11 protein-coding genes and 1 pseudogene are annotated in these 11,393 nt (G+C 65.4%); 6 read left to right on the top strand and 6 right to left on the bottom strand.

What is annotated here, in order from left to right; translation table 11 throughout:
- On the top strand, positions 1–471 hold a 471-nt coding region (locus NP3_RS49400), incomplete at its 5' end, for an LLM class oxidoreductase (protein WP_507762173.1).
- 409 nt (positions 472–880) lie between these two features.
- Here NP3_RS49400 and NP3_RS35430 read toward each other — a convergent pair.
- Entirely contained in the window at positions 881–1,615 is a 735-nt protein-coding gene (locus NP3_RS35430; protein ID WP_063046091.1) for a dienelactone hydrolase family protein, read from the bottom strand.
- A 257-nt stretch (positions 1,616–1,872) separates the two neighbouring features.
- Here NP3_RS35430 and NP3_RS35435 point away from each other — a divergent pair, with 257 nt between their 5' ends.
- The 5 genes from NP3_RS35435 to NP3_RS35460 all read left to right on the top strand — a co-directional run bounded on the left by NP3_RS35435 (position 1,873) and on the right by NP3_RS35460 (position 6,349).
- Positions 1,873–2,424 (top strand): dihydrofolate reductase family protein, encoded by a 552-nt coding sequence (locus NP3_RS35435; RefSeq protein ID WP_063046092.1) that lies wholly within the window; start codon positions 1,873–1,875, stop codon positions 2,422–2,424.
- A gap of 248 nt (positions 2,425–2,672) precedes the next feature.
- A complete protein-coding gene (locus NP3_RS35440) occupies positions 2,673–3,434 on the top strand; it encodes an SDR family NAD(P)-dependent oxidoreductase (protein WP_063046093.1) in 762 nt (253 codons plus the stop codon).
- 22 nt (positions 3,435–3,456) lie between these two features.
- Entirely contained in the window at positions 3,457–4,215 is a 759-nt protein-coding gene (locus NP3_RS35445) for an AraC family transcriptional regulator (RefSeq protein WP_169814633.1), read from the top strand.
- Positions 4,216–4,596: 381 nt separating this feature from the next.
- On the top strand, positions 4,597–5,850 hold the full coding sequence (dinB, locus tag NP3_RS35455) for a DNA polymerase IV (protein WP_063046096.1): 1,254 nt from the start codon (positions 4,597–4,599) through the stop codon (positions 5,848–5,850).
- A 121-nt stretch (positions 5,851–5,971) separates the two neighbouring features.
- Positions 5,972–6,349, top strand: a complete 378-nt coding sequence (locus NP3_RS35460) for a PLD nuclease N-terminal domain-containing protein (RefSeq protein WP_063046097.1) — start codon at positions 5,972–5,974, stop codon at positions 6,347–6,349.
- A 6-nt stretch (positions 6,350–6,355) separates the two neighbouring features.
- Here NP3_RS35460 and NP3_RS35465 read toward each other — a convergent pair whose 3' ends face one another.
- The 5 genes and pseudogenes from NP3_RS35465 to NP3_RS35485 form a co-directional block, all read right to left on the bottom strand.
- Positions 6,356–6,964, bottom strand: a complete 609-nt coding sequence (locus NP3_RS35465) for a Uma2 family endonuclease (protein ID WP_307680068.1) — start codon at positions 6,962–6,964, stop codon at positions 6,356–6,358.
- A 76-nt stretch (positions 6,965–7,040) separates the two neighbouring features.
- Positions 7,041–8,206 (bottom strand): annotated as a pseudogene (locus NP3_RS35470) (thiolase family protein).
- Between the two features lie 120 nt (positions 8,207–8,326).
- Positions 8,327–9,205, bottom strand: a complete 879-nt coding sequence (locus NP3_RS35475; protein ID WP_063046099.1) for a phosphoribulokinase — start codon at positions 9,203–9,205, stop codon at positions 8,327–8,329.
- Between the two features lie 16 nt (positions 9,206–9,221).
- The gene (locus NP3_RS35480) at positions 9,222–10,286 is read right to left on the bottom strand and encodes a class 1 fructose-bisphosphatase (protein ID WP_063046100.1); all 1,065 of its coding nucleotides are present in this window, start codon (positions 10,284–10,286) and stop codon (positions 9,222–9,224) included.
- A gap of 15 nt (positions 10,287–10,301) precedes the next feature.
- Positions 10,302–11,393: AAA family ATPase (locus NP3_RS35485; protein WP_245721241.1), on the bottom strand; the 1,092-nt coding region annotated here is incomplete at its 5' end.

The raw sequence follows: 11,393 nt of genomic DNA on the forward strand, positions 1-11,393 counted from the left end.
CCCGTCGTACCGCCGCCGAACGAGCGGCTGGCACAGGTACGTGAGACCGTCGAGGCGCTGCGAGATCTCGACGGCCCCGACCGTCACACGCCAGTGGCGATGGCCGTACTGGGGCCGAAGGCCCGGGCGCTGGCGGCCGAGGTCGCGGACACGGTCACCTTCGCGCTGGGGGATCAGCCTCGGGCCGACGTCGCGCGGCTGGCACGCGAGTTCCGCACCAGCGGGGACCTAGAGCTCGCGCTCGCTGTGCCGGTTATCGGCGACGCTGTCGCGCCGCACATGGCGCACCCCGACACCGACCCTGCCGCGCTTCGCGCGGCGGACGCATTGACCGTACTTCCGGATGACCCGGTGGCCGCCGCCGAGGAAATCCAGCGGCGACGGGAGGAGATCGGCTTCTCCTATTTCGTCTTCGGCGCCGATTTCGCCGACAGGTTCGCTCCGGTCGTCGCCGAGCTCGCCGGACGGTAGTCGAGCGGCGAGCGATGACGGGCGGCGGAACCTGCCGGTTTCGAGAGCCGACGCAAGGCAGGCGTATGCGGGTCCCGCGCCGAAGCCGGGCCCCGACGAACGGCCCGGTCTGACGGTACGGCTCGAATACGCTCGTTCATCGGTGAGTCCCGACGGCGGTCGAAACGAGCCGGATGCCGCGTCGGCGAAAACTGACGCCGCGATGGGGCTCGACAGTCGTCCGTGGCCGTTCCGAAATCCTGAGAAGCGCCACCGCGACCGGCCGGTGCCGCCGATGGACGGTACCGGCCGGTCGGGGCGGTTGCGCATCTGCTGGCCACCGCCGACGAGGAGGTCCGGGACCTGTCCCCGATGAGCGGCGTTCTGGCCGACAGCTCCTATCGTCTGCTGTCGGCCTGACGGCCCGGCCTCACTTCAGGTGCCGGGTGAAGAACCGGTTCCCCTCCTCCCCCGCGAACTGCGGGACGCCGGTGTGCCCGCCCATATTGGCGTGCAGCGTCTTCTCCTTGGAGCCGAAGGCGTCGAACAGGTCCAGGGCCATCTGCCGGTCGTTTCCCTCGTCGTCCCACTGCAGCAGGACATGCAGCGGAATGGTGACCTGCCGGGCCTCCTCGAATATGGCGCGCGGCACGAAACTCCCGGCGAACAGAACGGCGGCCGAGATGCGCGGCTCGACCACCGCCAGTCTTGTGCCGATGGAGATCACCCCGCCCGAATACCCGACCGGGCCGCCGATCTCGGGCCGCGCGAGAAGGGCGTCGAGGGCCGCCTGCCATTCCGGGACCGCCTGGTCGACCAGTGGGAGGATGAGCCGGTCGACGATGTCGTCGGTGACCGGCTCGCCGACCTGCAGCGCCCGGTGCAGGTCGGCGCGGGCCTGATCGGCGGCCGCGGAACGGGGCCGGTCACCGCTCCAGGGGAGCTCGATGGTGGCCACGGCGTAGCCCTCCGCCGCGGCCTGCCGGGCCCTGGCTAGCAGTCGCGGGTACGCCTTGCGCAGCCCGAGGGGAGGGGGGCTGACCAGGATCAGCGGCACCGGTTTGAATGCGGATCCGGGCGTCCACAGAATGCCGGGGATCTCGCCGAGGGTGAATTCGCGCTCGAGGATGTCGTCGCCGAGGCGCTTTTCGGAAATGAATTGCACGCTTGTGCCTTTCGGGAGTGCTGCTGAACGGCGCTCCCGGACGACCTATCGCCCGACCGTGACCCCGAAGGGGAGCACCCATGTCGATACTGCGTTCACGGATACCACCTCCTCGTTCTCTGGCACGGCCTCCGGAAAGTTAGCAGTGGCCGCAGTCATCCGCCAACGGGTTTTCCGGAGGCTTCCGTGGCCGGATGCCACGAAGTCACTCGCCTGATGTCCGATGAGTTTCGATCGCGTAGGACGTCTACTCGGTCATGAGGAAACTGATCTACGGGTTCAGCGTGTCCCTGGACGGCTACATCAACGACCGCGACGGCAGCATCGACTGGACCAACCCGGACGAGGAACTGCACCAATTCCACAACGACCGCTACCGCGACCTCGAGGTCTCGCTGCACGGCCGTCGCCTCTACGAACTGATGGCCGAGTACTGGCCACACGTGCCCGAGAACGCGTCGAGCATCGAGCGTGAGTTCGGCAGGCTCTGGACCGAGAAGCCGAAGGTCGTCTTCTCCCGGACGCTCACCGAGGTCCACTGGAACAGCACGCTGATCCGTGAGAACGCGGTCGAGGAGGTCCGCAGGCTCAAGGCCGGAGGCGACGGCGTCATCGAGGTCGGTGGCGCGAGCCTCGCGGCCGCGCTGATGCCACACGGGCTCATCGACGAGTACCAGCTGTTCCTCGCCCCCGTGGTACTCGGCGGCGGCACACCACTGTTCCCATTGCTGGACAAGCGCATCCAGCTCCGATTGGCCGAGACGAGGCACTTCAACACCGTGGTGATGCTGCGCTACCTCGCCGACTGAGGTTCCGTTCAACCGCAGCAACCCCACCACCAGACACACCCTGAATGTGTGTCTTGCGTCCCGAAGTATCGAGCCTGCCGTCGGTGACCGCGAGGGCGAGCTGTGAGTCCGGCATCGGAAAACGGCGAGGATTGGGCAAGAGTGAGCGAGTATCTTTCTAACGATTTCGCAGGTCAGCTTGTTTGAATGGTTCGTCCCTGTTCGTCACTCCCCGCAGTGCAGTGGACGTTCATCGAAAGGCTGGAACCATGACCGCTCGTCTCGAGGGAACCGTCGCCCTGATCACCGGCGCCTCCAGCGGTATCGGCCGCGCCACCGCCACGGAGCTCGCCCGCGAAGGCGCAGCCGTGGCCTTGGTCGGCCGCCGTAAAGAGCGGCTCGCCGACCTCGCCGCGGAAATCACCGACGTCGGCGGGCAGGCCCTGGTGGTGCCCGCCGACATCACCGACGCCCAAGCCGCCGCAGAAGCGGTGGAAAGCACCGTCGAAAGCCTGGGTCGTCTGGATACCCTGGTCAACAATGCGGGTCTGATGCTGCTCGGACCCGCTCCCGGCGCGGACCTGAACGACTGGCGTCGGATGATCGACATCAATCTCATGGGCTTGATGTACTGCGCGCACGCCGCGATTCCGCACCTGGTCCAGGCGGCTGCCCAGGGACCGCGCCAGGTGGCCGACATCGTGAATATCGGCTCGCTGGCCGGTCGTGGCGCGTTCGCCATGTCCGCGGCGTATTGCGCGACGAAGTTCGGCGTCGGCGCGTTCAGTGAGGCATTGCGCCAGGAGTTGGCGCGTCAACATGTTCGGGTATCGATCATCGAGCCCGGTAGCGTCGATACCGAACTGCGCGAACATAATTCGGCTGCCGTCAAGCAGCAGCTCGCTGCGGCTTTCGGCGACATCGAGCGCTTGCAGGCCGGTGACATCGCCGATTCGGTGAGCTACATCGTGACCCGCCCGCGGCACGTGGCCATCGCCGAACTGCTCGTGCGCCCCACCGAGCAGATCTGAGCATCAGTCGGGGTTCATGATCATGTCAGCGAATCGGTCCGCGACCATGCTCCTCGAGGAGCTCTGCGAGCTGCTGGCCCGCCACGCCCGCGACGACACGACCACCGCGATCGCGGATCTGCTGATCGGCCGGGAAGAGGCGGACATGCCGCCATTGCCGTCCATGCCCTGGACGCACATGACGCTGATCGCCCAGGGCGCAAAACATCTCGCGTACGGCGAGCAGATACACGACTACCGCGCGGGCCAGTGCCTCGTGGCATCGGTTGCCGTGCCCCTCGAGTGCCAGTTCATCGAAGCCACCCCGGAACGGCCGGTCTTGGGTTTGTGCCTGCGTCTACATCCTGCCGAGGTCGCCGAGATGATGGTGCAAGCTCCTGGTGGCGCTGTGCCCGACAACGATGACATCGCCACGCCCGGAGTCGTTTTCGCCGACGCGTCCGCCGAACTTCTCGACGCCACCGTGCGGTTGGTAGGTCTGCTCGACGAGCCACGCGACCGGGAGGTGCTGACTCCCCTCGTCAAACGGGAGATCCTGTGGCGCTTGTTAACCGGCGAGTACGGCCCGACGGTCCGCCAGATCGGTCTCAGCGACCCCCGATTCTCCCCGATCGCCGAAGCGGTGCAGTGGATTCGGCATCACTATCGTGAGCCGTTCCGGATCGATGAGCTGGCGGAGCGCATCGGAATTGTCGGCGCACTCGTCGCCTGGTCAGGCAAGCTCCGGCGCACGGGCAATACCGTCGGCATCTCCATCACACCCGCCACGCCGCGGGCCTAGCGCCGCACCGGATGCTAACAGCCGGTATACGCCGCGCTGGTGCCCGATCGCCGAGCGCCTGGTGCGGCCTCATCGTGTTGTGGCCGCGATCGGCTCGAACCGTTCCACCACGGTGCAGGCCACGGCTCGCCGTCGCGCAACCGGGCTAGCCGTCGCCGATAAGTGCGTCAGGGAACGCTGGCCAATCGAGGCGGCAGCCTCCGCAGCGCTCATCTCGCCCGCCAGCACCGACAGCACAACACGCAACCTTGTCCTCGACCTGGATCCTCGACCGCCGTGACCTCGCCACCGAAGGGCTCCTTCCTGGCTAGGGGCTCGGAGCGTAAACCGCACAACCCCGCCAGAAAGTTGGACTCACTAGATGTGGATCTATGCGAACATATGTTCGTGTCCGAGTTCGTCCGCCCAACGAGTGCGCCGCGTTCTCGACGGCCGCGGATCGAGGCGCGGGCCGAGGCGTCGATCCTGCATGCGGATCTCGACTCGTTCTATGCCTCGGTGGAACAGCGCGATAATCCGCGATTGCGGGGGCGGCCGGTGATCGTCGGTGGCGGGGTCGTGCTGGCGGCCAGCTACGAGGCCAAGGCGTTCGGGGTGCGCACGCCGATGAATGGTGGTGCGGCGCTGCGGCTTTGCCCGCATGCGATTGTGGTGCCGCCACGCATGTCGGCCTATGCCGAGGCGAGCAAGGCCGTCTTCGAGGTCTTCCACAACACGACGCCGGTGGTCGAGGGCATTTCGATCGATGAGGCGTTTCTCGACGTGGGTGGGCTGCGTCGGATCGCGGGCGAACCCGTCGAAATCGGGCGGCGGTTGCGCGATGCCGTGCGCGAGCAGGTCGGGCTGCCGATTTCGGTCGGTATCGCGCGGACGAAATTCCTGGCGAAGGTGGCCAGTGCGGTCGCCAAACCAGATGGTTTGCGCCTGGTGCCGCCGGAACTCGAACTCGATTTCCTGCATCCGCTGCCGGTCGAACGACTATGGGGCGTCGGCGAGGTCACCTCCCGCACCCTGCACGAACACGGCATCACCCGGATCGGGCAGCTCGCCGAACTCGGTGAATCACCGTTGCGTGCCATCCTCGGACCCGCCGCCGCCCGGCACCTGTACGCCCTGTCCTGGGCGCGCGACCCGCGTCGCGTCGAAACCGGCGTGCGCCGCCGCTCCATCGGCGCGCAACGCGCACTCGGTCGTCGGCACCGACCACCCGACGAGATCGAGGCCTACCTGCACGGCCTCACCGACCGCCTCGGCCGCCGATTGCGCGCAGCCGACCGGGTGACCCGAACCGTGGTGCTGCGCATGCGTTTCGACGATTTCACCCGCGCCACCCGCTCGCACACCCTGCCCGAGGCCACCGATCACACCGAAACCATCCTCTACGCCGCGCGCACCTTGCTCAGCACCGCGATGCCGATGATCCAGGAGCGCGGCCTCACCCTCATCGGCCTGGCACTGACCAACCTCGACAACGCCGACGCCGTCCAACTCACCCTGCCGTTGGAACCCCGCGCCACCAACACCCTCGATGCCACCCTGGACGACCTGCGCCGCCGCTTCGGCTCGGCCGCCGTCACCCGCGCCGCCCTCATCGGTCGCGGCGAAGGCCTTTCGGTTCCGCTGCTGCCGGACTGATGCGCTCGAACGCGCCGTGTATCCTCCATGCAGGCCGGTTCGGCGGGGGGGTGACCATCGAACTTTCGGAAACCACGGATGAGCAGGCCATAGCCGTTTGCCGTGCGCCCGAGGAGATTCGATGCCATACGCAGTACTCGGCCTGATCACATTGGCCCTGTGGGTCTACTGCCTGGTCGACATCATCACCTGCCCCGATGCGGGCATTCGGAACCTACCGAAGCTCGCATGGCTCGTCGTCGTCATCCTGGTGCCGACCGTGGGCGCGCTGTTATGGCTGTTCGCGGGCCGCCCACTGCACGAACGCGGCCCGCGTTCCACCACCCGCTACGCCGAATACGACCGCCCCGGCCGCTATGTCCCGCAGAATCCGGACGATGACGAAGCTTTCCTGCGCGGCCTGCGTGAACGCGCCGAATCCCAGCGCCGCGAGGCCCGCCGCCAAGAGGAACAACGCCAGCGCGACCTGGACCGCCGCCGCGAACAGGGCGAGCTCTAGACCTACCTAGCCGTCGAGTTCGGCAAACGGAATGCTCACGGCGAACGGCCTTTCCAGGATGACGATTTCCTGGTGGGTCTCGGCCAATCGGTACATCCGTGCGGCCCAGTCGAGCCGGTATTCCTGAATCATCTTTACGTAGAGGTCGGCGTCGAGATGGACGACGAGATAGACAGGGATGCCTTCGTAGGCATATTCGGCGAGCTTGTCGACGGTATCGGTGTACACCGATCCGGGGGAAACGACTTCGACAACCAGGAGGGCGTCTCCGGTCGTCACCTTCGTCCCGCGCTCGACGCAGCGGTAAACAGTTACATCGGGACGCCGAAACGAGAAGCCTTGATCGCGATTTCGTCGCTTGGCGAAGTGCAGGTCGATGTCCGTCGAAACTCTGGTGCACGGATCCGTGGGTTTGGCCGCTTCGAGCTTGTTCGCCAAACGACGCGCAACATCACTGCGCTCGGCCGAGCCGCTCTGGCACCGGATTATGTTGCCGTCGATCACCTCGATCAGCTTGCGGAGATCATCGGGTAGTTGGTCGTACTCCGCCTCCGAGATCTCTAATGCCCCAGGGTCCTCGGCCCACACCGGAAGTACGGTCACAGGTTGCCTCACTCGCGAAACGGGTCATCAGATCACCGGTCATGGTACGCGGCAGCACAGCACGATCGTCGCAACCATCGATGCCGCGTCAGAGGCGTTCGATGATGGTGGCGTTGGCGAGGCCGCCCGCTTCACACATGGTCATCAGGCCGTAGCGGCCTTCGGACTGCTCGAGGTGGTTGACCAGGGTGGCGAGGATGCGGGTGCCGGAGGCGCCCAGAGGGTGACCGAGGGCGATGGCGCCGCCGCGGGGGTTCAGTTTGGCGGGGTCGGCGTTGAGGTCGTGCTGCCAGACAAGTGGTACGGGGGCGAAGGCTTCGTTCACTTCGTAGGCATCGACGTCATCGATGGTCAGCCCGACGCGTGCGAGGACTTTGTGGGTCGCGGGGATCACGGCGGTGAGCATGAGCAGCGGGTCGTCGCCGGTGACCGCGAAGAGTGGAAGCGGGCACGCGGACGCAGACCGAGGGCATTCGCCTTTTCCTCGCTCATGATCAGGGCGGCCGATGCGCCGTCGGTGAGCGGGGATGAATTGCCCGGGGTGATGGACCATTCGATTTCCGGGAAGCGCGCCCCGAGCTCATCGTCGGCGAAGGCGGGGCGAAGTCCGGCCAGACCTTCCGCGGTGGTGCTCGGGCGGATGGTCTCATCTGCGGTGAGCGTGCCCGCGGGGACGAGTTCGTTGTCGAACCCTCCAGCCGCGGCGGTTTCCGCGGCCAACCGGTGTGAGCGGGCGGCGAAGGCGTCCAGGGTCTCGCGGTCCAGTTTCACGCGCCGGGTGATGATTTCGGCCGAAATGCCCTGTCCGATAAGACCTTCCGGGAAGCGATGGGCCAGCGGACCGCGATTGGCGTCCTTCTCCTGGGCGTTGGAGAACATCGGAACCCGGCTCATCGACTCCACACCGCAAGCGATCGCGATGTCGTAGGCCCCGGCGAGCACCCCCTGCGCCGCGAAATGCGCGGCCTGCTGGCTGGACCCACATTGCCGATCGACAGTGGTTGCGGGCACTGACTCCGGGAACCCGGCGGCCAGCACAGCGGTGCGCGAAATATTGAACGCCTGCTCACCACTCTGAGTGACGCAACCGCCGATCACATCATCGACCAGTACCGGATCCAGGCCATTGCGCTGGACCAGGGTCCGCAGCACATCGGCCAGCAGTGTCGCCGGATGCAGATCCGATAGTCTACCACCGGGTTTCCCCTTCCCGAAGGGTGTGCGAACAACGTCGACGATAACCGCGGATGTCATGACGGCTCCCTACTGTTTCTGCGATCGCCCAGGAGAATGCTTATCAACTTATGACACTGTACGCCGCCACGCCTCGCCCCCGCGACCACGGCGGGCGAGCACCACGAACCGCTACACCGATCAGCGAGAACGCTTGGGGCGCTTATCCATCAACCGCAGGATCAGCGGGGTGAAGATGAGTTGCATGGCCAGATCCATTTTGCCGCCGGGGACGACGATGCAGTTGGGACGGGACATGAAGGAGTCGTGCAGCATGGACAGCAGGTAGGGGAAGTCGATGACCTTGGGGTCGGCGAAGCGGATGACGACGAAACTTTCGTCGGCGGTGGGGATGGTGCGGGCGATGAAGGGGTTCGAGGTGTCCACGGTGGGGACGCGCTGGAAGTTGACGTAAGTGTGGGAGAACTGGGGGCAGATGTATTTCACGTAATCGGGCATGCGGCGCAGGATCGTATCGATGACGGCCTCACTGGAATAGCCGCGTTCGGTCTTGTCCCGGATCACCTTCTGGATCCATTCGAGGTTCACGATCGGCACCACCCCGACCAGCAGATCCGCGTATTGCGCGACATTCACCGAATCGGTGACGGCGGCGCCGTGTAATCCCTCGTAGAACAGCAGATCGCTGCCCGGCGTCAGATCCTCCCACGGCGTAAAGGTGCCCGCGGGTTGCCCATAGGGTTTGGCTTCCAACTCATCGTGCAGATATTTCCGCACCGAACCGACGCCGGTCTCACCGTAGTCGCGAAACAGCGTCTCCAGTTCTTTCAACAGATTCGCGTCCTCACCGAAATGCGAAAAGGTGCGATTGTGGCTCTGCTCCGCCTCGGCCAACGCGAGCTTCATCTCGTTGCGGTCGTAGCGATGGAACGAATCCCCCTCCACGATCGCCGCATTGATGCCTTCACGACGGAATACCTCCTGAAAGGTCCGGGTGACACTGGTCGTGCCCGCACCGGATGAGCCGGTAATGGCGACGACAGGATGTTTGACCGACATGACACCTCCTCGATTGTCAGCGTCCGGCCGGACGGAACAGCGACCGCGACCCGAACAGTGAACTGTCGAAGCTGGGCCCTTCCTCGGGCTCGCTGTGGTAGCTCTCGATCCGCGCGACCTCATTGCGCGAACCGAAGATCAGCGGCACCTGCTGATGCACCTGCTCCGGCACGGCCTCCAGCACGCGATCACCGCCGGTGGTCGCCCAGCCCCCGGCCTGTTCGACGATGTAGGCGATCGGATTCGCGCCGTACAGCAACGACACCCGCCCCGGCCGCCGGGTGTCGTATGGATAGAGGTAGACCCCGCCGCGGGTGAGTATGTGGAAGGTATCGGCGACCAATGACGCGACCCAGCGCATATTGAAGTCCCGCCCCCGTGGCCCGTCCACGCCGTCGAGACATTCGTGGACATACCGCCGCACCGGCCGCTCCCAGAACCGCTCATTGGCGGCATTGATCGCGAAACCCGAAGTATCCTCGGGGATTCGCATCCGCGGATGGGTCAATACGAAAGCACCGATCTCCCGATCCAGAGTGAATCCGTCGACCCCGCTGCCCGTGGTGAGCACCAGCATGGTCGCCGGTCCGTACAGCGTGAATCCCGCACAGACCTGCCGCACCCCCGGCTGCAAGAAGTCCGCGGTAGTCGGCGCAGCGTTGTCCGGTGCCCGCAGCACGCTGAAAATCGTTCCGACAGGCAGATTTACATCGATATTCGAGGATCCGTCCAATGGATCGAAGGCCAGCAGATATTTGCCGCGCCGGTGCACGTCGGGCACCGGATGGATATCGGTCATCTGCTCCGACAACAGCGCCGACAGATGCCCCGTCCATTGGGTCTCGGCCACCATGATGTCATTGGCGATGGCGTCGAGTTTGCGGTGCACCGTCGGCGGCAGGTTATCGGGTTCGGAGGCGCCCAGCGAGCCGACGATGGCACCCCTGGTCACCTGGTTGGCGATGATTTTCGTCGCGGTCGCGACGACATTCACCAGAGCGGAGAATTCACCGGACGATCCGGGATGCCGGTGCTCCTCCTCGATCGTGTATCGGGTGAGGGTCTTCAGTCCTTCTGGCATGAGTTCTCGATCTCGTTACGCGGGGGCCCTTGCGGTCGGCCCATCCGGCTGCTGTCCTGTCCCGAATACACTGCTGCCGTATACATCTCGGTCGGTCAGCGTGATCAGGTCGGTCTTGGTGAGCGGTCGCCGCAGCTCGACCAGCCGTTTGGCCTGCCGTAACCGGCAGCGGTCCAGGGCATTGCGCACACTGCGCGCATTGGAGAATCGGGGGCGGCTCATTCGCAGCGTGAGATATTCGCCGAAGGCGGCGTATCCGGTGTCGTCGAACCGGAAGTTGTCCCGTGCCACGATGATTTCGGCGATGCGCACCAACTCGGTGTGGGTGTAGTCGCTGAATTCCAGATGATGGGCCACCCGCGAGGACAGTCCCGGATTCGCCGAGAAGAACTTGTCCATCCGGTCCGGATAGCCCGCGAAGATCACCACCAGGCTGGTGCGCTCGCTCTCCATCTCCTGCAGCAGGATTTCGATGACTTCCTGTCCGTAATCGCGTTCGTTCTCCGGGCGGAACAGGTAGTAGGCCTCGTCGATGAACAGCACTCCCCCGGCCGCCTTGGCCAGCGCCTCCTTGGTTTTGGGTGCGGTGTGTCCGATGAACTGGCCGACCAGATCGTCACGAGTTACCGTGTGCACCTTGGGTTTACGGATATATCCGAGCGCGTGCAGCATCGCGGCCATCCGCAACGCGACGGTGGTTTTGCCGGTGCCGGGGCCGCCGGTGAAACTCATATGCATGGTCGGCCGGGAGGCCTGCAGGCCGAAGCGCTGCCTGGCCCGATCGATCAGCAGCAGCGCCGCGATCTCGCGCACCCGCCGCTTCACATTCGCCAAACCGACGAGTTCGGCATCGAGCCTGGTCAGTACGTCCGCGACGTCATTTCCCGCGATATCGGTGGACAGATCCAGCACCGCATCCTCGGCCAGCAACTCCTCCGGCGGTGCGTCCGCAGGCACCGCCCGCACCGGCCTGCCGTCGTCCGCACCGGGCCGGTGCAATCGGAAACCGCTTGCCGTGCTCGACCTTTCAGCCGCCATACCGAGTACCCGGCCTTTCGTCGGTGGCATACGAATGCAGACCGTAGGTCTGGCGCCGGTCCGGTCCCT

The organism is Nocardia pseudovaccinii NBRC 100343 (assembly GCF_001613225.1).
Classification (GTDB): Bacteria; Actinomycetota; Actinomycetes; order Mycobacteriales; family Mycobacteriaceae; genus Nocardia; species Nocardia pseudovaccinii.